Raw genomic sequence first — 24,869 nt, forward strand, 5'->3', positions numbered from 1 at the left:
ATCCCGCGGTTACCCTGATCAGACCCGGATCGCCTGCAAGCGCTCGTCGATCTGTTTGCGTATGGCGTTGGCCAGGGTGCCGGAGCCGACCGTCAGGGTATGGAAGTCATCCCGGCTCAGGACTGTCAATTCGCAAGGGGTCAGGCAGCGCACCGTCGCCGTTCGGAGGGTGTCGGACACCAGGGCCAACTCGCCAAAGAAATCGCCTGGCCCATACTCGGTGACCTTGCGCCCGTCGGTGACCACCTCGACCCGCCCGACTTCGATCACATAGGCCGTATCCCCGGTATCGCCCTGGCGGATGACTTCGTCACCCGGCTCGTAATGACAACGTTGTAGGCGTTCCGTGGCATCGGGCGCCAGGACCGCGATGTCGGCGCGGAAGGGAATGTCCAGGAACCAGTCGACCAGGATGCGCAGATTACGCTCCAGGCCGGGCAGCGCCATCAGGTTGGTCACACGGGAAATCACCCAAGCGGGGCCCCCGCCAATGAGCCAAGGCCCGAGCTTGCAGATGGAGTGACGTCCCATGTTATAGGGCTTGAGCCAGCGTTTGTGCGCGCGGAACGGCTGGGTCGCGTAGCCCTGGGAGCTTGCCCAGGCGTTCTGTCCCGCCGTCCGGCCAAGGCTGACCCAGTCGGAGGTAGTGAGAAACGGCCTTTCTCCCGCCTGGGCTTTCAAAGTTGTCGCCCAGATATGCTCGCGCTCCAAGAACTTCAGCTCCGGCGTCACAGCCAGCGGTGCCCGGTAGCTCTGCTCGTCGATGGGCACGCTGGCGTAGTCGAAGCGGGCATTGACCACCAGCCCGACCGGTTGCCGCGTCCCATTGGCCAAAACCAGTTCGGTGGCGGTCACCGCCGTGACTTCGCTTTCGCGATGCACCAGAACGCCAGCCGCCTGCAGTTCACGGTCGCAGCGCGGGCGTATTTCCTCCTCGAAGCTGGAGAATGGCGGCTGCGTGCCTTCGAACAGATGGACCTGCCAGCCATGCTCACGCAAGACCGGATATGAGGTTTTCGCGGTGTTGAGCATCTCGGAAATCTCCACCGCGGTGGCGTAAGGCCGCTGGCCCGAGCCAATCACCGCAAAGGCGAGCAGGCGCTGGCGCTCCGCCGGATTTTCCTCAAATTCCGCCCGCTCGACCAGATCCATGACCCTTTTGCGGATGTGCAGAGCGTCGCCCACCGAATTGATCGGACTGGAGTGGGCCATCAGCCCCGAGATGCCGATGAAATTCGGCTGCGGAAACGAGGCCAACACCAGTTCGTCATAGGGCAGCGTCATGGGCTTGTCGTCGCTGCGGCGGATATCCACCCGTCGGCCCTCGCTGTCGATGTGAAGCAGTTCTCCCAGGATAACTCGGGTCTGGGGCAAGACCCGCCGGATCGGATTCACCGCATTGCCCGGCTGCATGGTGCCGCCGATCACTTCCGGCAGCAACGGATGGAACAGCATATTAGGCTGGTCATGAATCAGGGTAAGTTTCACGTTGGTGAACTGGCCCACCAGCTTCTCGATTTTCATGGCGGCGTGGATCGCCGCGACGGTCCCGCCGACGATGACGATGTTAGCCGCTTTGTCAGTAGCCTCCGGCATATGCCAGTACCCCGCGCTGTTGAATAGGAAGGAAAGCATCACACCATAGAAAAGCACGTGCGCCATCAGGCTTTCCGGCAGCAGCAGTGCAAAGGTGAGAAACGCGAACAAGAAGAACAGGGACAGGGGCCGAAGAAGTATGCCCGCCACGATCAGGATGCCGGCCGTCACTTCCACCAGGGTCATGAGCAGGGTGAAGGTCTCCGGCGCCGAAGACATCAGCGGCACGTCGTACAGGGTGATGATGCCGATGGCCAGATTCGGCTGCAGCACCTTGAAATTGAAACCCAGATAGAAAATGGTGACGCCCGTTAGCACGCGCATGATGGCCTGCGCCCGCGAGCGCGGCTGCGTCTCCAGCCACGCCTGCAGGGGACGGAGGCGCGGCTCGGTGGGCATGGGCACATAGAAACTGCCTGGCCCTTGCATCACCAGGTAGATGGCCACGCCAAGCAGGGCACCCGCGTAGGCCAGTATCGGCGCGCCGAAGAGAAGAGTTGCCAGCAGAGCCAACAGGATCAGCGCCCCCGCAAGGATGCGGACATAGACGCCAAACAGGAAGCCCAACCCCAGCAGGAACTGCACCCAGCGCAGCCAGCCCCACCCAGGCCCAAGCAGGCTCAATTCCAGATCGGGTGCGAACAGCGTGGGCGAGGCGAATGGCGCCACACCATATCGGGGCTCAAGGCCGAAGGTCGAGGATATCAGCGCCCAGGCGAGGCAGAAACGCAGGATGGGTGCGACCAGATCGCCGTAGGAACCCAGGCGTGCCTGCAAATCGGGAAACAGTTCGCGGGCGCCGGTGAACCCAAGCCGTATCCACCCCACGGTGAACAGCAGGAAGCCCGCGATCATGGAGAAGTTGAGCCAGGAAATCTCGGAATAAAGCCCCGGCATGGGCTTGGCATTCCACTCCAGAATCTGCTCCGGAGTAAGGATCCAGCGTTCGTGAGCTTGGGCAGAATACGGAAGGAAGGTCACTACCCAAAGACCGAGGGACCATATCGGTCTATGTGAAAAGCCGAAACGCCCCCGTGTGCAGCCACTTTCATCACACGCTTGATACATCACTTCCCCCGTGTACCGCCAATTCTTATTCTTGTGATCGTCCGCGCGAGGGGGATCTATGCCCCACTCGGGCCAAATCGGCCTACGAACGATTTCAGCTTGGCACCGCCGACCTCGCGTCGGTCGGCTTTCTTCTTGGAAATGATTTTATTGGCATGAACAACGATTGGGAAGAAAAGTTCGCAAATGGCCAAAAATTCATTCGCTCATGCAATGAAGCAGCATACCGTCTATATGCGAAACGCCACATGCAGGTCGCTGCTGCCTCATCCAACTCGCTGAACCTTCTTCCGAAATCCAGACGATGTCTTCAATGGCAGCAACACCGGTTACTGGCAGTAATTTTCCAGCCGCATTCAGATATGGCGCTTGCCGACACCACGCATACTGACACCGCGAAAGGCACGCCTATTCCGGTTTGTCATTATTATGAGCTTCGCAGGACACCTTTGCGACCCACTTTTTGTCGAGACTAGCCGTTTTGGCAGTAAAGTCGTCCGTTTGCCTGATGACTAACTGGGAATTTTTGGTCGTCTTTAATTTCGCAGGCCCATTGGCACATATCGAACGGTCCACAGTGCACTTGGTAATTCCATTATAGGTATATATCGTCTTTGAAACCCCCCCCATCTTCTTAATTTCGTCAGCGGTCAAAGGAACCTTACACGTAATATCTATCTCCCCTAACGTATCGCAGCTCATTGTCGAAGTACTGGTGATTTTTGAGGTCTTATCAACCGTATCAGATCCCAAACCAGTTGGATTCTTGGTCACCAGCTTGTCTGGCAAATCCACGACACAATCGAAACCGCTCACCGCGCCGGCAAACACCGCGGAATCGACTCCCAAGATGAACACCGGAGCCAGTGCCAGGGTTAAAACCAAACCTTTCCTATTCATGAAATTACACCCTTCAAAACCTAGATCGTTATGTGTTTGCCATTCGCATTCATAAGTCAAATCAATCCATCACGTCATTCTGTGATAGTTATCGCGAAATTATCGATATCATGTGTTTCCCTTGATGCACCCGTACGACCGCCAAAAACGGCGCGTCCATTGTAGGGATTCATATCCATTATGTACTCGCTATCGAAGACTGTAATGGGGGACGCACCTTCTCCACTCGGCGTAACTATCAGAGTTACGTTGCACCCGCCGCCTGTTACGGGGACGACTTCAATGTGTGCATGATTGAATTTCCCATTTGCTAGATCAAATGTCGCACTATTCAATACAAAAAATTTCGTCTCTACACCGCTATAGTAAAGGGAGATATGATTATTGTCATTGTGATCCCCCTCCCCATTATTGTACGTATCAAAGCCTATCTGGAACGAATCTTTCGCGTATGCTGGCATTCCGCCAACAAAAAAGGAAGTACTTGCATCTTCGTAGATAGATACTGGCGACGCAAGAGGAGTTAAAGGATTAGAAGGATTACTGGTCGTATTCAAAAAAGCAAACCCAATTCCGTCGGCACGCGTTTCTCTATAAGGCAAGGGCTCAGCTTTCATTCGGAAATCAAAATCCACGACGAGTTTGCGGAAACCCACCGAATTGGTTGGCTCAAAGCCAATCATATTGAGCTGATTGAAGTCAGTTGTGGTTAAGCGAAGAAATTTACCGTCGGACCCAGTGTCGGCCGGTTTTACTGTAGCGGGAATAACTACAAAATCTGACGGGGTGTATGTCGGCGGGCTATTCAAGGCATACGCTAATCCCTCTCCCTCCGTCTCGAAGTTTTGCACGGCGGTTGTTGGAGTCGGAGTCGGCGTTGGTGCTGGCGTACTTTTCACCAAAAAGCAATCCACATTCGGTATCGCCGAATGGCAGATCTTTTTCTCCGTATTCGCCCCTTCTCCCGAGGCAACATATTGCAAATAGGTTGCGTGGTTTAAGCCTTTAATATCTACCGAGGGAGGTACCAATGTGTTATCCAGCACCTGGTCTATCGAAACGGCAGCCGGATTGCTACACAGGACAGGCCCGGAATAGCTCGGTGGGTCACCACTCAGGAGCTGACCATCATTCGGATTGGCGCGGGTATAAACCACAAGATAATCAGCTTCCGCTGTGGCGATGGGAATCCCTCCCGCACCCAGGTCAGTTTTCAGACTTTCGACGGTCGCTACGCTGAGGCGGCAACCACCCCACGTCCTGTCTGGGGCTGGTGCGGCGAGGATGGGAAACGGCGAAGGCGCTGGTCCCGGAGCAATCCGAAAACAATCGGTCCGGTTCGCCGCTGTGTGGCAAAACCGATTTTGGGCATTGTCCAAGTTTGTGGCGCCAGCTGGGACATGTTGTAACACCGTGGATTGTTCGGTTGCCTTCACCGTCACTGGTATGGGTGCTGGGGATGGAAGGACGGTGTAACCGACAGCCGTGTTCAAAGTGGTAGGCTCAAGGGTTGTAAGCAATCCGCCACTTGGCTCCGTTCCGTTGATACATACAACGGGACCGGTATATGTCGGCGTTTCAGTCAATTGCTGCCCGTGGTTTGGCTTATCGCGCGTGTAAACCACGATGTAATCGACTTGCGGGGAAGCGAGTGCGGAATTTGTGATATCCGCGACAAGCCCGCTCACGCTGGCGGAGCTCAACTGACATTCGCCGAAGACATGATTCGCCAAAGGAACTGCCTGCAGAGGGGCCGATTCCGCCATGAGCATGCTTCCCGCGACCAGGGAGGCCATGATCGCGACCCGACCTGCAGGCGCCAAAGAAATGGAGTGGTGTGATGCTTTAGCCATGATTTATACCTTCAAGTTCTTCGGCTGCTTCTGTCTTTTGGTCGATACCGGTACGTACGGTTCAGGGACACTTATAAACGGGGGGCGTCGCATACGTATAAGTCTTTCCTGAATACGTACATTTCAGCGGCGTGAAGGCCATGCTCCTGGCTACCTGCTTGATCTCGGACACATTGGCAAGCGGCGATGCAATACTTGGGGACGCCACAAATTCAACCGTACTTGGCGTACAGATATTGATGCGAAGCTGCTTGTGTACCAAGTCGTTCAGGTTGTTTGGATCGCCCGGTAGCCGATTCGAGGTCCAGTCCACCTCTGCCGATGGGCCGGAAAACGCCTGCATCTTCAACAAGTCTTCGCCGCACTCAGCCGAATTGTTGTCGATAATGAATTTGGGCAAGCTCAACACGCCACTTGTAGTGGTCGTTGTAATGGCCGGCCCGGAACCAGGTGCCGGAATGGAAGGAACCGATGGAGGAGGCGCGTCAATGATTTTCACGCAGAAATTGTTGCCAGACCCATCGCCCCCCGTTTCACAGATCAGGCTCCCGCGGACGCTCACCGTTTCGGTTCCCACTTGTACTTGCGTGGAAAAAGTCGTCACAGCCCCCGCTGTCATAAACGGAACCTGCGTGTTTAATTCATCCCCCTCCACGATGATTCCGGGTCCGGACGGAACTTGAACTGCCAACTGATCGTTGGGTTGTTGCGCGCAGGCAAGTGCCGTGTCGGCAGCATCGAATCGCTGGTCACAATAGAACTTCATTTTCGTCACGGCGGTTTCACCGGGAAATGCGACCAGTGAAACGCCGGTTTGTGGCGTTTGCGCCTGATCTACCGGCAGGATTACGACCGTCAAAGGCTGGCCGGAGTTGAGTCCAGGTGCACCCACATAGCCGCTCAGAGAATGCGCTTGGCCGCCTACACCAAAAAGAACCAGCGCAAAGGCAGCCTTCATCAACGACAGGGGATGGCTCTGCAAAAGACGACGATGGGGTGCCGGAGTGGGCGATCGTGCTGCACCCTGTTGACTGATGAGTTGCTGCTTCATTCTCGATTCCTCTTGAAACTTTCTTCTGTACTTAAGGGCGATCCGGAAACTTCGAACGCGGTTGCCGTCATGCTGTCGGACGTTACACAAAACCACGTCTCTGCCCAATCCCTCAAATGAGTGATTTTTCTTATCCCGACCAACCCGATTGTTCCGACTACAAGCGAGTAAATGCAAAGATCAATCGCAGCAAATCAGCCTGTCGCCGCGTTTCCGTCTTGAGGAACACACTCTTGATATGTGTCCGCGATGTGTGGAGGCTTAGGTGGAATTTCTTGCTGTAGTCTGACAAAGACAATCCATCCGCCAATGCCAGGCACAAGCGAGTCTCAGCGCCCGACAACTTGAAATGCTGAGCAAAGACCTGCCACTGTGGAACCGGGATTCGCGAGAGATCGCGAAGAATCAACATTGTCCGCGCAATTAATGTGTCTTCCGGCGTCTGTCGAGAAAGTGGCAGCACCGTCAGCAACAAGGGAGGGAGTGGCGCCCGTCGTTCCACCACGAACGCGCCACCGTGAGACAGCAACGGCTTTTCACGCTCGATGCTCGCCAGCAATTCTGCAAATTTTTTTGCCACTGAGGGTTCGGAAAACCGAAGATAGTCCTCTTCGATGGAAAGGTAATGTCCTTGTTCCCTCAAAATTGTGCTGACACTGTTTGACGCAAACACGACCTTGGATTGACTATCAAGCAGAATAACCCCGTCGCCCACCGCTTCGAGCGACGCTACGAAAGCCTCAGCTTGTTGCATCACTTGGTCGATGCTGCGGCGAAACCGCCGCTTGCGACGATCGCCACCCTCCGCAGAAGGCCAAGTCGCCTCATTGTCCCCTGAGTCTGGCTCTGGTAAGTCGTGGGCTGAAGCAGACATCAGCACGGCTCGGTGATCAGTGCCATGGACCTACGCATCAAAAGTTCAGGGTCACTCGACCCATCATCGTTCGCGTCGGGAAATACGGGCCGGTGGAAGGCTCGTTGCTGAACTCCCGATAGCTGTCATCCTGATAATTGAAATGCTCGTCAAACAGATTTTGCACTGAAAAACTGACGATTCCGTATCGCTTCGGCATGCGATACCCAATGCCCACATCCACCACCGCAAAATTATCGTGCCCTTGGGGAAGGTCCGGAAATTCTGGCGTCACGATTTTAACTACGTTTTGACTTACAAATGTCACCCCCGCTGTAGAAAAGAAACCTGACGGGTGAAAAAATGTGGCGCTCAAAGGCACACTAAACGTTTCGACTTTAAGAGGCTGCGTCGTATTTGTCTGAATCGACAAAGTATCGGACTCTTTTTCATATTCGTCGTAAACAAACGCTGTTCGAACAGACAATTCATCGAGCGGAGTCCAGTACAAATAGAATTGATGAAGCATTTCGCGGGCAGGTTCGCTCACCCATCTGGGGGTGGTGTCTATGGACGGCTCTTGGATCTCTCGCCAAGTCGCTTCTGCTCCCAAGGCCAAGTCATGGACAATCTGCCAATTCAGGCCCGCGCCGTATCTAGTTGATGGCGTAGCGTTGGCATTGTCGTAAAACTGATTGAATCCAGCTATTTGAGTGGGCTCCAAGGTGCGGTTCGCCGCCAAAGGCTGCTTGACCGTCTGGAAGTAAAAGCCTCGCAAGCGAATCTGCTCGGTAATATCCCACTGCACGCCCAATTTCGGATTCACCTTACGCAGGGTATTGGTGAAGCTCGTATCGCTTGTACTAGCTGGGGCGGGAGGGAAGCTCAGATTGGTTGAACGCCGGGTTGTTTCATCGAAACTGACAACGCCCATCCCGACCGTCCAAGTTACGGTTTGTGGCCATTTGATGTTGGAGTATATGTAGCCACGATAGTCGTTAGCCTCGGACCGGTCCGCATCGGCCTGGTTAAATATTGCAGGAATATCGATACCAACACCCAGCTTCTGCCCTACATGCGTATAACTGAATCCCGTAATGACGTTGAAATATTCGTGCTTGAAAATATATTGCGCATCCCCCTGATCTGCATCTTCGTTGGAGAGCGCTTTAAACAGAGAGCCGCCGGTTGGGTTGTTTTGCCCTTCGTCGCGATTACCGTGAATGTAGGAAAGCAGGAAATCGGAATGAGGCGCCGGTGAAAAGCGCAAGCCGACTCGGGCCATATCCTGCTTTAGCTCGTTGCGTGCATTACGTTCGTAACTGTCCGGTGAGAAATTGAACTCCAGATCGCCAAATTGCGATTCGCGGTGCCGATACTCCGCCTGGACGTTCAATTCAGGCGTGATGGCGGCCTGTGCAAAGACGTTGTAGATATCGTGAGTAATGTCGTTATTCGGACGCCAACCGTTGGTGTCATAGTGAAAGGCACCAGCGCTGATGGAATAGCGATCATACAATCCTGTCACCACGCCTTCGCCGCCGGTCGTGCCCTGGCTTCCGAAGACCCCCGTCGAATTGAGCCTGACCGTATTGCGCTCGAACAGCGGAGTGAACTCATTGAAGCCGGCATCCGTGGCGCCGCCCCGGGTGATGATATTCAGGTTGGTTTCACCGAAGCTCGGCTGCACCGGATTGATGTTCACGTCCTGCATCATCTGCGCTTGCAGCAACTCGCTGACGCGCGAGGTTTCGCGTCTGCGCACGCCCCGGTAGGTATCGGATAGAAACCGGTGTGCCGAGTCAGATGAAGGATCGAGTGCCAGCGACTTTCCCGACTCGTTGATGCCCAACTGGGTAAAGCCCAGGTCGTTATAAACACGGGCCACGCTGGTGCCGCGCGCCGCGCGGTCCTGATCCAGTAGCAGACGTCCGCGATACACGGCCCGGTTGTCATTTTTCTCGATGGATGCCTGTATGTCGTGCAAGGCTTCCACCGGACGGTTGACGGTTTGCTTCAGGATACCGTCATACAGGTAAGCAGTGGGATCCTTGGGGTCCAGTTCCTTGGCGATGCCATACTGCTGGCTGTCGAGCGGATAGCGCTTTTCCTCGAAGTAGGCCTTGCCCAGATAGGCGCGCAAGAGTGAATCCGAGGGGTTCAAGGCCACAGCGGCTTCCAGGTCCCTGCGGCCCGGTTCCAGGTCGCCATCGCTGATCTTGGCCAAGCCGAGACCGAGGCGCGCGATAGGATCATCCGAGGACAATGAAACCGCCCGCTCGAACGCCTTTTTTGCGCTCTTCGCGTGGTATTCCGCCAGGGCCGCGAAACCGAGCACGATCTGGGTCCGCGCCAGATTGGGCGCCAGGGACTCCGCCTTCTCTGCCGCTTCACGGGCCTTGCCCCTGTCTCCCAGCATCAACCACAGTTCAGCCAGCCGGGCCCAGGCAAGCGCGTCCCCCGGTTGCTCGCGGGTTGCCGCCAGCAGGGTGTCACGGGCTGCTTCGATTTTGAACAGGGCCTGCTGCGCGTAGGATAGCGCGATGCTCGAAGCCGCGCCGGGACTCAACGCCACGCCTCTTTCCGCTTCCGCCAGGGCTGCGTCCGGTTCATTCCGCACGATCCGGACGATCGCCCTGAGCGAGTAAGCCAAACCCGCTTTGGGGTTTTCCTGCAGGGCCAGTTGGGTATCGGCCAAGGCCGCGTTGGCCTGGCCCACTTCGAGCAGAAGGGCCGCACGGAAGATGTGAAAGTCCGCGTTGCGGCCCGATTCCGGGATAGCGTTCAATGCCGATAAGGCGCCCGCCGTATCGCCCTTGGAGGCCAGGCGGAACGCGACTTTAATGGCTGGCGCAGCATCAAGTTCCGAGGCGGGTGCGCCGTTCATGGACGCAAAAATGGGGGGGTAATACAGAGTCCATTGCACCGCGTCGCGAGGGTTGATCAGCACATAGGGTTGCGGTGCTTTGCCGGACTGCGCCAGCGCCGATTGACCGCGGGTCAGGCTCAATTGGCCTTTGCCGTTCTCCGTGCGCACCTTGCCTTCGTAAACGGATACCAGGGTCTTGTCACCATCCACGCGCATGGCGAACTCCGTCCCTTCGATCATTCCGTTGACATACGGCGTATGCACCGTGAGCGTGCGCGGGGCGCGGCTGAAGGACTTGAAGGCGCCACTCACCAGATCCAGGAAGGAGCGCTTCTCCGGCTGTTCGGCGACGTCCACCAGCCGCATCGTCGTGTTCTGATCCAGCCGCAGCACCGCTTCATTGATCAAGGCAACCGCCGCGCGGCTATCGGCACCCACGCGAATGGACGCGCCCTCGCACAGAGCGGTTTCCATGTGGGCCGGGAGCCAATCTTCAGCTTCACCGGGCGCAACTTCGACGGCCCCCTCGATAGACACGAAACGCCCGGCCACCTGTGCACAGGGGGCCGCAGCCTCGGCGCCTCCAAATGGTGCAACAAAAACCCACAGCAATAGCAAGATTTGGGTTGTCGAGACCGACCGTCCGCCGCGGGCAGGAGGCCGCCTAGGCATTCATCTTATCCGATTTCATTGGCCCTCAGGCTTTTTATTGGACATTTCCATACAATTTCCTATTCCGGATGATCCAGACCGCTCCTAGGCATGAAAATCTGCTAAGTTTTTCGTGCAAAACTGCTGCATGAAATACGCCAAAAAATATGCGGTTTGATTTATATACTAAAACGCGTGTGTCTTGAAAGCGGTGCCAGAAACTATTGCACCACCTTGTTGCAGTGTTTTCGAAAGGCGCACCTAATTGGAAAGCATGATATTCTCAGGCCAGGGTACGGGCAAGTATGGCCCTGGATCTCATGCCACTCTTCATCCACGCTTTAGCGATGGCAGGCACGCGAGTAAACAAGGACTTAAGTCGGCGTCCATTCCTGGCCCCGGACTTGCTTCTGCAATTACCACATCCACGAGCAGTCTCCTGAATGAACCTTGAACCAGGCAGCTCCGAGTACGGGCCTCGCTTCGCATCGCTGTGGACCCAGGCTGACAGCACTGCCGATTGGAAGCCGGTCTACGAGCAATTGGTCGCGAGTTATTCGGAACCGTGGCGGCATTACCATTCGTTTCGTCATATTGCCCATTGCCTGCGCGAATTCGATTTGGCCCAAGCGTTTATGGAGAGTGCGAATGCGGTGCAAATGGCGCTGTGGTTTCACGATGCGGTTTATGTGCCAGGGGCTCGCGACAATGAAGTGAGAAGTGCAGACTATTTCAGCCTCCTCAGCCAGGGGCGGTTCTCGGCTTCATTCGAAGATCAGGTAAGAGGCCTCATTCTTATCACGGAACACGTGAATCCACCCACCACACAGGCCGAGCGGTATATGGTGGATATCGACCTGTCGCCATTTGGGATTCCTTGGGAACACTGCCTGGAAGACTCTAAGCGTGTGCGCCGGGAGCTCGATATGATCCCGGACAACGAGTATTTCCAAGCTAACATCCGGTTTCTCCAGGCCCTTACCAGACGACCACACCTCTATCAGACCGAGCATTTCCGCGACCGATACGAACACTCGGCTCGGGCGAATATCGGCCGGCTGTTGCAGCAGATTAAGGCCACGGGACGACTGTGATACGCGTCGAGCGGAAGCTCAGCCAACACGGGCACGCAGGACTGGAGGCGTCAACTTCGATGCCCTTTCGGCGAGTGCTACACGCATGAAGCCCTGGCTGCGCGGCACTCTCACGGGATTCACGGTGTCCATCGCCGGCGCCCTGCTCGCCCTGACGCCCGTGGGACTGGAGTTTGAACAGGGCGTCGGTCTGTCGTGGCTGTTCAAATGGCGCGGGCCCATCGCGGCTCCGACTGAAGTGGTCGTCATTGCCATCGACGATCAAACCGGCGGGCAACTCGGACTGTCCCGGCTACCGAGGGAATGGCCTCGCAGCATCCACGCGCGGCTGGTTGAAAACCTCACGAAACTGGGCACGTCCGCCATCGCCTTCGACTTCGACTTCCAACAGCCCAAGCGGCCGGAAGACGATATTGCCTTCGGCGCCGTCATCGCGGCGTCGGGCCGCGTGGTGCTCGCCGAAAAGCTGACCGGCAAGCGCCAGCCACTGCTCGACAAGACGGGCAAGCTCAAGGGATCGGTATGGGTCGAGCAACTGATTACGCCGATCGCGCCCCTCGCCTCCAGCGCCGAGGGCCTGGGCCCCTTCCCGCTGCCCAAGGTTGAAGTCGCGGTGCACGAATTCTGGGCCTTCAAGCCCAGCGTCGGCGGCGCGGCCACCATGCCCGCCGTAGCCATGCAGATCCATACCATGCCGGCCTATGCCAAGCTACAGGAGTTGGCCAGGACGCAGAATCTCCCGGGCGCCAATGCCTTGCCCTCTCCGTTGCCGGCAAGCGCCCGCGCCGCGGAACTGCGGCGCTTCATGAATGACACACGCAAGGCCATTCTTCAACATCCGGAGCTTGAAGCGCAGCTACGCGAGCTCTCCCGTGGCACAGCGGGCTTGGAGGCGGAAGAAGCTCAGCGGATGGAGGCTTTGGCCGCGCTCTACGGCGGCGAGGATCATCGCTTTCTCAATTTCTACGGGCCGCCGGGCAGCATCACCACCATCCCCTACCACGTGATCGCGGGCGGCGACGCAAGCAGCGCGCCGATGCCGGACCTGAAGGGCAAGGTCGCCTTCGTCGGATTTTCCGATCTCTACGATCCCGGGCAGCCCGACCGCTTCTACACGGTGTTCACCAACGAGGACGGCGTCGACCTGAGCGGCGTGGAGATCGCCGCGACCTCCTTTGCCAACCTCCTGACCCACCGTGACGTGCAAGCCCTGAACCTCGCGGAGGAACTCGCCGTGGTCGGCGGATTCGGGGCCTTGGCGGGAATTACCGCCGGCGCGTTGCCCGCAATCCTGGGGGTGCCCCTGCTCCTGGCATCGGCTGCGGGCTACGCGGCCTATGCCGTGCATTCATTTGGCGAGCACGATCTATGGCTGCCCATGGCCACACCGTTCCTGGTGCAACTGCCCCTGGCGCTGTTCATCGGCTTGTTCACCCACTACTTCCTGGAGCGGCGAAAGAAGACCCGGGCGGCCAAGGCCATCAGCCTGTATCTGCCGGAGCAGCTGGCCCGGGATTTCACCGAGAAGAACCTCGATTCCAGCGCCCTGAATCGGGTGACCTACAGCGTATGCTTCGCCTCGGACATGGCGGGCTTCACCAGCATTGCCGAGAAGCTGCCGCCCAGCGAGCTGGCGAGTTTTCTCAATGACTACTTCGAAAGCCTGTCCAAGCCGCTCAAGAGCCAGGGCGTGGACGTCATCGAGTTTCGCGCCGACGGCGTCATGTGCGCCTGGACCGCGGAAAAGCCCAATCCCGACACCCGGCGCAAGGCGCTGACCGCGGGACTGGAAGCCATCGAGTCCATCGCGGCCTTCAAGCAGCGTCACGAACTGCTGGCGCAGTCACTGCGCATCGGTTTGGAGGAAGGCACGGTGTATGTGGGCCACGCCGGTGGCGGCGGCCATTTCGTCTACAGCATCGTCGGCGACAGCGCCAACACCGCAGCTCGCATCGAAGGCCTCAACAAGTACCTGGGCACGCAGCTGCTGGCCAGCCGCGTGGTTACCGAAGGCGTGGATGGCCTGCTCACCCGCTATCTGGGAGATTTCATCTTCGTAGGCAAGTCGGAACCCTTGCCCATCGTGGAGATCATGGCCAGCGAGCCATCGGCGAGCCCTGAGACGCGCCGACTGGCTTCCGACTTCGATCAAGCCATGGCGGACCTCGGCCGGAGCGCGTGGAACGAAGCCGCGGCGCGTTTCGAGGCACTCCTCGCGGACCATCCCGGCGACGGCCCTGCCCGCTTCCATCTCGAGCGCTGCCGGCGCTTCGCGGAGGCGCCGCCCGAGCTTTCGCCCTGGGTAGTCGCTATGGACTCGAAGTAGCCCAGAATCCTCCTTCAGTTGCGCAGCGACTTGATCTCCAGGGTGGCCTGGCGCAGCTTCTTGGTCAGGCCTCGCGCGATGTTGGTGACCAGCTTGAGGCGGACCTGGGCGACCGAGTCATCCTGCATCGCCGAATGATCCAGACGCGTGTAGTCAAGGATGGAACAGGTCACGTCGGTGTCTGCGATGATGTCGGCGGAACGCTTGCCTTGATCCAGCATCGCCATTTCGCCGAATGCGGACCCCGCTGATATGGTCGAAATGCGCCCGGACCTGCGCTGCCCCAGCGGCACGCTGACACTGACCTGGCCCTGCAGCAGGAAATATAGGCAATCGGCAGGCTCTCCCTCGCGGCACAAATAGTCCCCCGCCGCGTATTGGCGCCGCTCCAGCATTACCTCCAAGGCAGACAATTCCGGCTCGCTGAACCCCGCACAGAACGCCTGGGTCGCCAGCGGCGCTTCGCCTTCGCCAACACCCCCCTGGCCGGCCAGCAGGCACTCCTCGCACCACTCCAGGGCATGATCCACGTCATCGAACCGGAGCAGCGGCAATTCCTCCAGATTCTTCAGGATTCCCCGGGCCGACTTCTTGACCACATATTGGTTGGCAATCCCGGTGAAGAGCACGGTCTTGCCGTGGTCGTACTGGGAGCGGACCAAATCGATGAGCAGGTTGAGCGCACCGCCGTTGATCGTTCCTACCCGGGTGAAATCGATGATCAACTTGTCCGCTTTCTCACTCAGGCGCATGGACTCGCCGATGACGATCTCGGCCGAGGAGAACACCAAGTCGCCCTTCAGTTCCAGCACGCAGACCGTGTGGCCGAGTTCCGCCAGCAACCGGGTCTGTTCCACATTGCGGGTGCGCTTGGACTGCACCATGGTGGCATCGTAGATCGAGTGGAACACCGTCGGCGCCGAGGTGCGGTTGGTGTGGAGCATGTGCAAGCCGAAATCCGAGGAGATCCGTTTGCATACGGCCAGGCCGCGCACGCTGTTGCCTCGCTCGTCCAGGGGCGGAGAGAACACCGCCAGGCCGAACTGTCCCGGCAGCACCGCCACGATGCCGCCGCCCACGCCGCTCTTGGCCGGCATGCCCCCTTCGTAGATCCAGGCGCCGGAATAGTCATACATGCCGCAGGAGCTCATCACGCTCAGGACCTTGGGCACGTAGCAACTCTGCAACGCGCGCACGCCGGTGATGGGGTTGACCCCGTCATTGGCCAGCGTCGCCCCCATCAGCGCCAGGTCGCGGCAGGTGACCAGGATGGAACACTGCTGGAAATAGGCGTCCAGGACCTCGTCCGTGTCCTTTTCAATGATGTTGGAGTTGTGCAGCAGATAGGCGATGGCGCGGTTGCGATGACCGGTGGATTTCTCCGAGAGGTAGACCTCCTGGTCCACCATTACCGGATGACCCAGGTAATCCTTGTAGGTCTTGAGCATGCGCTGCATCTTGGCGACGGGGGTGTCACCGGCAATGAGACTGACCGTCGCGATGGCGCCCGCATTGATCATGGGGTTCAGTGGCCGGCCGGTGTCGGGCTCCAGACTGATGGAATTGAATGCCTCCCCGGAGGGTTCGACGCCGACCTTTTTCAGCACCGCTTCCACGCCCTTGTCTTCCAGGGCAATGCCATAGGAGATGGCCTTGGATATGGACTGGATGGTGAAGGACTGGCGGGAGTCGCCCTCCTGGTAGACATGCCCGTCCACCGTGATCAGGGCGATACCGAACCAGGCTGGGTCGGCCTTGGTCAGTTCGGGGATGTAACTGGCAACCTCGCCGCCATCCAGCCCCGCATAGTCGCGGTGGACGGATTCGAGGTATTCCTGCAGTGAATTGGCTTGCATAGGGCAGCTTCGGAGTCGTTCAAGTCTCCGTATCCCTAAACAGGGATCATGCCAGCCCCCATCCTACCCTGGTTCGATAGTGGCAGTGAGCCTTACCTCAGGGAACGTCAGGCCTCACCGCTTTCCAACCCTGGGACCCTGTGACTGAGCTTACGCCCCCTATGCCCAGAAAGGTGGCAGGCCGCGCCCGCATAAAGGCTGCTTGCATGATTTCGGTGCAAACACACCGCAGTGGCCTGGCATCGATCGCATCCGCATGGCCGAACACCGTATCCGGCGTCGCCGCAGCAGCCCACCTCAAGCCGCCCGGCGATGGGCCCCGCAGGGCATCACGGCAACTGCGACAGGGCAAAATGCCTGAGGTTCAGGACAACCAGTTCCCCTGGCTGACGTTGCACGTCCAGAGGTTTAGTCGCGGATGAAAGCCGCAAGACCCTGACACCAGCGGAACGCAAGGTCCCCGCGCACTGTGCGGTCAATTCTCCGCTGAAATACTGGGCCGATTCAGCGACTGGCAATGGCAGAAGGCGCGAACAATCCGTCAAGTCCCCAATGAAAGGACCTGACTCCTTGTACTTGACTGCATCGGTATCCGGTCCGTAAGGCGGTCCCAGATAGGCAAGCAAGAACACATAGTCCTGCTCTTTCTGTATATTCCTTGCGAGCAAAACCAGAGTTGGGGCGCCATCTCGGTAAATGTATCGGCTCACTTGAACCGCCTCATCTAGCGGAAAAGTGACCTTCTCTATGGCGGGAAGACCGAGAAGCTGCGAAAGCCGCCACATGCCAGGCAGATGACTTGTCAATGAAAACGCGTTTGCATGGGAAATAATCCCCAGGCATGCTGTGGCGGTCAAAATACTCAGCATTCGCGGTCTCAAACGAGGACGTAGCCAAGTTCGGCGGATAAAAGCAGACCATCCCAGCGCGGATAGCGCCATGAGCGGCAATACGATAAACACATAATGCCGGGTCTGTGTCGGTCCCTGCTGAAAGAACCACGGAACGAACGGAACTACGAGCAGCGCCAGCCAGGCCATGCATAATACGCTCAACGCGCAACGTCGGCCCAGAACTGCCTGCAACAGGACGCCGATCCAGAGTAACCCGCCGGCTTTCATAAAGAATACGAAGCCATACGGGTATTGCGTCCCCTGATACTGCTCCTGCACCTGCCCTGCATTTGCCAGATACAGGAACGGCGACGGCAGCGGAAACAGATACACCAGATAACCGATGTAGCAAATCAGCGCAACGACTCCCGCGACCACAAAGCCAGGCCACCAGACTGGCCTGTGCCGATAGGCGACTAGCGTGACTGCAAGCGCAAGCAAGAAGAGCAAGTAGATGATGACGCTTTCTAGCCTAACCACGTAAGCCAAAAAAGCCAAAAGTCCGCTCAATCCAACGCGCCATGACGATCTGAGCGAAAGCCCGCGCACAAAGGCAAGACAAGCCAGTGTCACCAGGAGCATGCTTGGCACGTCACTCACCAGCGAGGAACCGAGATACTGGAACAACGTGGAGGCGGCAAACAGGAATGTTGAAACCGCCAGGCCAAGCCCAATGCCTTCGCCGCCCTTGCCATCCTTGCCGCCATTCAGCACGCTCTGCAGATTCAGGATCAGCCAGGCAAGCGCACCCAGATTCACTGCCAACATGAATCGATACGACCAAGTGGCTGCCACGACCGCGTCCACCCCGGAATCAAGAAGCCGGCTCAACGCTCCCAGGATGACAACGTGGCCGAGGCGGGAAAACTCAGGGAAGCAGATTGGCACCTTGGCTGCGCCCGGGAGGTCACGAGTCGTTGAGAATGTCTTGGCGCACTGTTGCAAATCAAGGATATAGTGGGTCTCTGCGTACGCTTTGCCCTGATGCAGCCAGATCGGAGAATCCCAATGGACGTCTTCCAGCGGCGGTCGAATATCGAAAACCGTGAGCCAGGCAAGTACGGCGCAGAAAATGCCAACGACCAGCCTGCATGAGGCTAGGCCTGAATTGCTACGCAAGGTATTTAAGCTCAAATCAGTCGCACCACATGTATATCTAGAAATCCCCCTCAACAAAACGTGCCATGGGAGATACCGAAAAGTTGGTGAATTTATAGCGCATCAACACCGCAAGCTACGCGATCTGCCTTAAATCTCAGTTTGAATCCAGCGCCTACAGTTAATTCGCGCGCAAACAACTGGCGGGTACTTCGACCCTCCGAAACCAAGGCAAGTCACTGTGGCCCAAATGGTAAATCGTACCTAAGGCTCCAAAGCTTTTTCCTGAAGTAGGTACACTTTCTATTTTTATAGAACCTCAGCATGGCTGGCACTGAGCCCGGCCTACTGGCCGCCACTTTGCCCACAAACTTGATATGCATCAGTTTCTTATTTAATTTACGCCGCCCTTTAGTCAGCAGCGAGAAATGGAAGAACATCCAATCAAACAAGACATCTTCCGGAAGTTTGAAATGCTGCCTGAGGAAGCCGGTAAACTCTATGCACGCGTCAATTTTATGCAAGTACACATGATCATCCTGCCTGGACGATAAGTTGTTTCCGCTCAACCTCCACCGCACTGGCTCATTACCGATGGTATAAATGCCCTTTTCCATACCAAATCGTATCCAACTGGCCACATCACTTGCCCAGCCGAGAGGAAATTCCACAAAGCCGCCTGTGCCGAGATAGACATCTCGCGAGAAAATAAACTCGGAGGCGGAGCTACGGCAACTTCTATCCAAGACCCTGGAAGCAAACTGGGCTGACGACTCGTGGCCCGGATGACTCGTGGCACCGTAAAGTATTTCCCCCTGATGATCGATGACTGCCAAGTTGAAACGCACCACATCGAACCTGGTGTCCGAATGCAAGAAGTCATAAAAAGATTTCACGGCATCCTTCGGCATGATGTCATCGTCTCCAAATACCCAAATCCATTCTTCGTGTGTCAGGTCGACACATCGCATCCACTGCCTTACCAGGGATTTGCCACCTAGATTTTCAGGAAACCTTCGATATACTATATCGATACGGCTATTGTATTTTTCGACAATTGAAGAGAGATCCTCGGTACTTGCATCATCCCCAATGTATAATGTGAACCGAGTATCGCTTTGCCAGGCAATTGAAGCCAGTGTCTGGTCAAAATATTCAGCCTTATAGGCAGGTATCACAATTGCAAGCTTTTGATCAGACATAAGAGCTTCCCCAGCAACAAAATCAACAACACGCGCCGGCAGTTCACCAAAACGCCTGTCAGTCGATCACTTCGCAACACCCAGGCAGACCGGATATTGGCCCACCAGTTAACCACCACAAAAAACCGCAAGCGCTTAGGAAGTAGCTCGCCAAATCCTGGCGAAGCCACACCTTCTTGGCACACGGTGATGGTATGCCCCACATCACAACTGGATGATAACAGCTAAATCACACAATCATCTCCAGCTTGGGCCTGACTCTTCCATCTCCACACGCGAATCCGTTTTGAAACTGATACCGCCGGCACTGATTACGGCGCCCGCCCATCCAGTTCCTTCAAATAAGATTCCAGTGCGTTCACCTCATCATTCTCCAGGGAGCCATGCGTCACACTCTCCGCATGTAAGCGAATGGATTCTCCCAAGGTCGCAGCCGACCCATCGTGCAGATAAGGGGCCGTATTCCAGACGCCACGCAGGCTTGGCGTGTCGAAACCGCTTAAGGGTCCATTAAGCCGCCGTCCACTTTCGGGCTGCTTTATCGTGCCGACGTCATGCAAGGGATTCTGCGTGTCGTTTATGCTGTCCGTAAGTGTCTGCCCCCCATGACACTGATCGCACTGCCGCGCCAGGAATAAAGCCCGCCCGGCTTCGGCGGGCGCGGTCAGGCTCTCATCCGCGGGCCGATAGGGACTGGGGACAAAAGCGGACAGCGATTCCAGATAAGCCGCGAGCGCATCCAGATCCGCGCTCACGCCAGCCTTCGGATCACCGAGCGGCTGCGAACGGCTGCCGACTTGAAATTCCGCATCGCTCATGAGGCCGGTACCGCCAGCGAAGTTGCGAATCTGGCCCTCAAAATCCTGCACCTCGTCGAAATTACCGGTCCAGTGCATACGCCCGTGCCCGGTTCCCGCCCGGCCTTCCAGGGTCGTCGTGTTCCGCAATCCCTCGCCAAAACCGGTGAAATCCCAGGTGCGCCCGTCATGTCCCCCGTCGCTGTGACAGGCGCCGCAACTCAAGAAGCCATCCTTTGCAAGCCTCGGGTCGCGGGCGTCGTAGAAAAGTTGCTTGCCACGCAGGACCTGGGGTGACAACGCCTCCACGGCTACCGCCTGATAGTCCCCCACGCGCTTGGCCTCGAGCCTGCCATCCTGAGTAACGGCACCGACGTCGTAGATGCTCACGCTGCGATCCATGAAATTGTGAATGAAGAGCTGACGCCCGTCGTCCGACAGCGCGAGGCCGTTTGGCGCCATGCCGGTATCCATGCGCAGGAGTTCCTGGTAGCCATATGCATCAACGACAGCTATTTCACGGCTGGTTTCCTGCGCCACGAACAGGTAGTTGCCGCCGGGATCGAAGATGGCAGCGTTCGCGAAGCCACTGTTGCGAAAATCCAGACGGGACGGAAAATCCTCGGTCAAAGTTTCGAGATCGATGCGCGAAGCGATGCTGCGCGTTGTCCAGTGAAAGGTGAGGTCCAGGCCATCTCGCAGCTTGCCACGCATGATGTTGTCCTGCTTGGACGGCACCCAGGCGCTTCTGCCATCCGGCGCAATAACCGCCGCGCCCAGATAGTTGGGAACACCCCGGCCGCCGGAAGGATTATCGGGAGTATCGTTGTGCTGCAGGATCACGGTGCTTGCGACGCTCATCGCCGTGGTATCAACGACCACAACCTCGCCGCCGACTGGCTTTCCGCCAGCATCGACCGTTCTGACTTGAACGCTCCCCTCCCCGGGCAAAGGCGGCGTGATAAAGCGAGAAACAAACAAGCGATCGCCTTTGCCATCCACGGACAGGTGCCGGGGAGCATCGCCCACGGCAAGGCGGCCGGTTTCGTAGGCACTGACCGGATCCAGGCGCAGGACCAAGCCCATGGCTTCCAGGCTCACGTAGGCATGCCGGCCGCTGGGATCGAATACCAGTCCGTAGGGCTGTGAGGCCGATGGCAGATTGGCCGTGCGGACAACGGCCATCGAAGTGACGTCGATGATGCTGATGCTCGCCGAGCGCCGGTTAATTACCCACAGCCGTCCATCCGGCGCCAGCGCCAGCGTGCGCGGGTCGGCACCCACTTGAACCTCGGCGACCTTTACGTGCTCAAGGGTATCGTAAGCCGTCACGCTGCCACCGTCCTGGTTCACATTCCACACCCGCTTGGTGGATGGCTCATACAGGATGCTGGTAGAGGCCTGCGGCCTACCGGCCGTCACGGGATTATGGATCGCCTGAACGAATTGCTGGATGGCGACAATCTTGCCATTCTGATGCGCCATGACGCTCACCGCGAAGCGCCCGGGGCGCTCGAAACGGTGGAAAGCCGTCGGCAAGGTCGTGGGCTGCGTCTGTGCAGTGCCATCGCCGAAAAGCCACGAGAATCGAAGGTTTAAGCCACCGCTGGCCGTCGCCGCATAACTAACGGCTTCCCCCACCGATCGTGGCCGCGCGGCAATTGAGCCCAGTTGGACCGCCGAGCCAGACACTTCCAAGCGTTTGACGGTCCATGGGAACTGGACGGTCGTGCTGCCCCCCTCGAGATCAGTAGCACTGACGCTTACATTCCAATCCCCCTCAGCCGTCGGCGTGCCGGCAATGAACCCGCTCAGATGGTCGATCGACAAACCGACGGGGAGTCCGCTGGCGCTGAAATTCAGTCGGCTCTGACTTTCACTGGTCGCCCGAACAGGCAAGCTGACCGCGATGCCGACCGTCGATGTTTGAGGCCCGGGTAATGACACCACGGGCGGGCCAATTTCGGCCGGTCGCGCGGAGGCCTTCTCTTGCAGTACGAAAGGTGACAGCGTCTGACCGCACAATTTCCTCTTGCCCGGGCGCTGGAGGCAAACTTGGATCAAGGTCCTGGAAGCACCGTTTTGCCCGGCCGCGCCGGGGATCCAGTTCCAGACGCGCTTGCCTGCCTTGACGCGCGCCAGCGGCTGCCACGACATGCCTCCGTCTGTGGAAAGCGCTATGCGCAGCATCCGGCGGGGAGAAAACCCATGGAACTCCCAGCGGATGTCGCCAGCGGCACCGGGTGAGCGAATCTCGCCAGGCGCCGGCGAGGTCACCTGAATCGACGGTCGCGGGGTCGCCATCAGGTTCGTCGACGTATCGCCATGCGCGGCCGGAACCTGCATGACTGCGACAACGTACAAGGCCACCTGCAAACAGACGCTGCACCAGGCATTTTCCCTGGAGGTTCCGGCCCGGCGTCCGGTAGCCGAAGCTGTCGCTGGGGCAGCCGCAGGCACGGTCGACGCTTTGAACCTGAAATTGCGGACGCTCATGCCCGGATGCTGTTCAGTTGATGAGCGTCAGGCGCGACGCGCTGTTGTTTGCGCCATCCGGATCGGGCGATGCGCTGCAGGCCACACTGGCGCTGGTCTCCACGGTAGCGGTACCTGGCGCGAACCTGAGTTTGATGCCGAAGCGCTTGGATCTGTGCTGGCGCAGGTCACCCAGGTCGCAGACCAGCCGACCGCTGCCGGCCTCCGCGCAGTACGTCGGCTTCGTGACCAACCCAAGTCCGCTGGCATAATTCACGGTTACCGATGTGGATTGCGCCAGCACTTTGGACTTGTTTAGGACGACAACCACATAACGAGCGATCTTGCCCGCCTCGTTACCCTTGACTTGCTTCGGCCCCCGCAAGCGGATGGACAGATCGGCGCCACCGGATGGCGCGGGAGCATCGGTGGGTGCGGGACTGGCCTTGGGACTGACCTTGGGACTGGCCTTGGGAGTTGGTTTGGGCGAAGCGCCCGGCTTGCCACTCGGGGCCGGCGTTGGGGCAGCGGTCGGCAGCGGCGTGGGCGTAGCGGCTGGTTGGTTGACGCTCCAGGTAAAACCGGCGCTTGCCTCGCTGGTGCCATCGCTGACGGTCACGACCACGTTACGGGCCTCCGCCACGGCCGGGCGACCGCTGATCACGCCACTGGCGGTATTGATGACGATACCCTGGGGCAGCCCGACCGCGCTGTAGCGCAAGGTCTTGCCGGCGGGCGATCTGGCATCGATGGCAACGTTCACCGCCGCCCCTGCGATGCTGGACTGATTGCCCGGGTTGGTCAATTCTGCGGCACCACGCGTGATTTGCACGAACTTTGCCACCGATGGCACACCACTGGCATTCAGTGCGAACAGCATGTAGTAACCGGGCGGCGCAAGGTTGCCGCTGGTCGGTCCGTTCAGCAGGAACCCTCCATGCCCGTCACTTCTGGACCCGGGCTTGATGATACGCTGGTCCGTGTTGACACCGTGGGTTGTCGCCGACAGGCGCACCATCGTAAAACGTGCGGTGTCTGCGCTGGCCTTCACGTCGAAACTGCCGTTGTAGCCGACCGCCGCCGGGGCGTCCGAGATTACGGGCCGCGCCCCCTTGAACAAATAGGGCGGGCTATACAATTGGCCGTCGCGGTGGTTCAGGGAGTCAGGGCAATCCACAACGGGTTTGCAGTACCCACCGCCCGCGGAAAACACCCGCCCGTCTGGCATCAGCAGCGCAACGGAGTGATAGGTTCTAGGTGTCACCTGATCAGCCATGTCCGACCAGGTTTCCGTAACGGGATCAAACAGTTCCGGCACGGTTTGTGCGCCCACGTCCCAGAAATTACGGCCCTTATCCAGGCCGCCCACGACCAAAACCTGTCCGTCGGGCAGGATTACACCGTTCGCGAATGTACGCGGGCGCGTCATGGACTGGATCTTCCGTGGAATGGTCTCCTGGATGGTGTCGCCGACTTCGATGACGTAGCTGTTCCGGGTTGCAAGAGCAGTGGATCCGATGTCATAGCCCTTGCTCCCCCCGGCCGCGAGGATCTTGCGCTCATCAAACATCACAGAGACATTGTTCTGGGCGAGGCTGTCGTCGGCACGATAGACGAAATCCGCATCCACATGCCCGTTGCCGATGGTGTCGTAGTAACGCAGCCTGGGGCTTGGACCAGCCGCGAACAACCGGCCGTTCGGTGCGAGGAAGAGCTTGGGATGTTCGTTGCTGCGGCCACCGACCCCATCGGTCATGGGCTTGACAGGAGTGCCCGGCAGCACAGCCCAGCCCTGACCGCTAGACCACAGTTCTCCCGGATCGTTGTAACCGAGCGCGTCGTTTCTTCCGCCGAGCGTGAAGACATCACCGTCGGCCAACGTGACCGCGGTGTTGTACCAGCGTTCATAATGCATACGGGCATCGCCGTACCACTGGTCGGAGGCGAAATCATAGATGCTGGTGTTGGTGACGAAGGGTCCAACACCGCCGCCGCCGCCACCGCTGACCAGCAGACGCCCGTCTTCGAGAAACGCGGTGCCCGGACAGAACATGTCATGGCCCGTATTAGTCACGGTGATCAGGCCACTGACGGCTCCGCTCGCCGGATCGTAGATCTGGGTCTGCGTCTGCTGCTGCGCCGGATTGCTGCTGGATTCGCCGGTCCCGTAGGTGAAAGCGTCCTTGTCCCAGGAGGACCAGATGAGAATCTTGCCATTCGGCAGCATCGCAGCGGCTACGGGCACCGTCGCAAACTGAATGCTTGGGCCCCATGACCCGACTTCCGC

The 24,869-nt window shown here is 58.2% G+C and carries 13 protein-coding genes; 2 read left to right on the forward strand and 11 right to left on the reverse strand.

Features of this window, described 5'->3' with window-relative positions:
* Positions 1-18 precede the first annotated feature (18 nt).
* The 6 genes from EK23_RS11165 to EK23_RS11185 form a co-directional block, all read right to left on the reverse strand.
* The gene (locus EK23_RS11165; RefSeq protein WP_158002495.1) at positions 19-2,577 is read right to left on the reverse strand and encodes a cyclic nucleotide-binding domain-containing protein; all 2,559 of its coding nucleotides are present in this window, start codon (positions 2,575-2,577) and stop codon (positions 19-21) included.
* A gap of 495 nt (positions 2,578-3,072) precedes the next feature.
* The gene (locus EK23_RS11170) at positions 3,073-3,564 is read right to left on the reverse strand and encodes a hypothetical protein (RefSeq protein ID WP_045225446.1); all 492 of its coding nucleotides are present in this window, start codon (positions 3,562-3,564) and stop codon (positions 3,073-3,075) included.
* Positions 3,565-3,638: 74 nt separating this feature from the next.
* Positions 3,639-5,360: an L-type lectin family protein gene (locus EK23_RS23295; protein WP_145998635.1), complete on the reverse strand. Its 1,722-nt coding sequence runs from the start codon at positions 5,358-5,360 to the stop codon at positions 3,639-3,641.
* A 118-nt stretch (positions 5,361-5,478) separates the two neighbouring features.
* Positions 5,479-6,468 (reverse strand): hypothetical protein, encoded by a 990-nt coding sequence (locus EK23_RS11175; protein ID WP_045225447.1) that lies wholly within the window; start codon positions 6,466-6,468, stop codon positions 5,479-5,481.
* Between the two features lie 157 nt (positions 6,469-6,625).
* Positions 6,626-7,342, reverse strand: a complete 717-nt coding sequence (locus EK23_RS11180; RefSeq protein WP_045225448.1) for a helix-turn-helix transcriptional regulator — start codon at positions 7,340-7,342, stop codon at positions 6,626-6,628.
* 37 nt (positions 7,343-7,379) lie between these two features.
* Positions 7,380-10,664 (reverse strand): FecR domain-containing protein, encoded by a 3,285-nt coding sequence (locus tag EK23_RS11185; RefSeq protein ID WP_052808118.1) that lies wholly within the window; start codon positions 10,662-10,664, stop codon positions 7,380-7,382.
* A gap of 620 nt (positions 10,665-11,284) precedes the next feature.
* On the opposite strand from EK23_RS11185, the gene EK23_RS11190 reads away from it, so the two are divergent.
* Both EK23_RS11190 and EK23_RS11195 read left to right on the forward strand, forming a co-directional pair.
* Positions 11,285-11,935: an HD domain-containing protein gene (locus EK23_RS11190; protein WP_045225449.1), complete on the forward strand. Its 651-nt coding sequence runs from the start codon at positions 11,285-11,287 to the stop codon at positions 11,933-11,935.
* 85 nt (positions 11,936-12,020) lie between these two features.
* Positions 12,021-14,261: a CHASE2 domain-containing protein gene (locus tag EK23_RS11195; RefSeq protein ID WP_045225450.1), complete on the forward strand. Its 2,241-nt coding sequence runs from the start codon at positions 12,021-12,023 to the stop codon at positions 14,259-14,261.
* A gap of 14 nt (positions 14,262-14,275) precedes the next feature.
* Here the strand turns inward: EK23_RS11195 and glsA are convergent, their stop codons facing one another.
* The 5 genes from glsA to EK23_RS24465 all read right to left on the reverse strand — a co-directional run bounded on the left by glsA (position 14,276) and on the right by EK23_RS24465 (position 24,809).
* The gene (gene glsA, locus EK23_RS11200; RefSeq protein ID WP_045225451.1) at positions 14,276-16,117 is read right to left on the reverse strand and encodes a glutaminase A; all 1,842 of its coding nucleotides are present in this window, start codon (positions 16,115-16,117) and stop codon (positions 14,276-14,278) included.
* Positions 16,118-16,446: 329 nt separating this feature from the next.
* Positions 16,447-18,144 carry a glycosyltransferase family protein gene (locus tag EK23_RS11205; RefSeq protein ID WP_145998636.1) on the reverse strand — a complete coding sequence of 566 codons (1,698 nt, stop codon included), beginning with the start codon at positions 18,142-18,144 and terminating at the stop codon, positions 16,447-16,449.
* A gap of 200 nt (positions 18,145-18,344) precedes the next feature.
* Positions 18,345-19,310 (reverse strand): glycosyltransferase family 2 protein, encoded by a 966-nt coding sequence (locus EK23_RS11210; RefSeq protein WP_052808119.1) that lies wholly within the window; start codon positions 19,308-19,310, stop codon positions 18,345-18,347.
* Between the two features lie 311 nt (positions 19,311-19,621).
* Positions 19,622-22,471, reverse strand: a complete 2,850-nt coding sequence (locus tag EK23_RS11215) for a putative Ig domain-containing protein (protein ID WP_158002496.1) — start codon at positions 22,469-22,471, stop codon at positions 19,622-19,624.
* A 145-nt stretch (positions 22,472-22,616) separates the two neighbouring features.
* Positions 22,617-24,809: a galactose oxidase-like domain-containing protein gene (locus EK23_RS24465; RefSeq protein ID WP_052808121.1), complete on the reverse strand. Its 2,193-nt coding sequence runs from the start codon at positions 24,807-24,809 to the stop codon at positions 22,617-22,619.
* Positions 24,810-24,869 lie beyond the last annotated feature (60 nt).

This window comes from Methyloterricola oryzae, from assembly GCF_000934725.1.
GTDB classification, from domain to species: domain Bacteria; phylum Pseudomonadota; class Gammaproteobacteria; order Methylococcales; family Methylococcaceae; genus Methyloterricola; species Methyloterricola oryzae.

What these genes read in the sequence shown, in the direction of transcription:
- EK23_RS23295 (WP_145998635.1), bottom strand. Translation starts at nt 5,360, where the DNA reads ATGGCCTCCCTGGTCGCGGGAAGCATGCTCATGGCGGAATCGGCCCCT.
- EK23_RS11175 (WP_045225447.1), bottom strand. Translation starts at nt 6,468, where the DNA reads ATGAAGCAGCAACTCATCAGTCAACAGGGTGCAGCACGATCGCCCACT.
- EK23_RS11190 (WP_045225449.1), top strand. Translation starts at nt 11,285, where the DNA reads ATGAACCTTGAACCAGGCAGCTCCGAGTACGGGCCTCGCTTCGCATCG.
- EK23_RS11210 (WP_052808119.1), bottom strand. Translation starts at nt 19,310, where the DNA reads ATGTCTGATCAAAAGCTTGCAATTGTGATACCTGCCTATAAGGCTGAA.
- glsA (WP_045225451.1), bottom strand. Translation starts at nt 16,117, where the DNA reads ATGCAAGCCAATTCACTGCAGGAATACCTCGAATCCGTCCACCGCGAC.
- EK23_RS11180 (WP_045225448.1), bottom strand. Translation starts at nt 7,342, where the DNA reads ATGTCTGCTTCAGCCCACGACTTACCAGAGCCAGACTCAGGGGACAAT.
- EK23_RS11185 (WP_052808118.1), bottom strand. Translation starts at nt 10,664, where the DNA reads ATGGAAACCGCTCTGTGCGAGGGCGCGTCCATTCGCGTGGGTGCCGAT.
- EK23_RS11170 (WP_045225446.1), bottom strand. Translation starts at nt 3,564, where the DNA reads ATGAATAGGAAAGGTTTGGTTTTAACCCTGGCACTGGCTCCGGTGTTC.
- EK23_RS11195 (WP_045225450.1), top strand. Translation starts at nt 12,021, where the DNA reads ATGAAGCCCTGGCTGCGCGGCACTCTCACGGGATTCACGGTGTCCATC.
- EK23_RS24465 (WP_052808121.1), bottom strand. Translation starts at nt 24,809, where the DNA reads ATGCTGCCGAATGGCAAGATTCTCATCTGGTCCTCCTGGGACAAGGAC.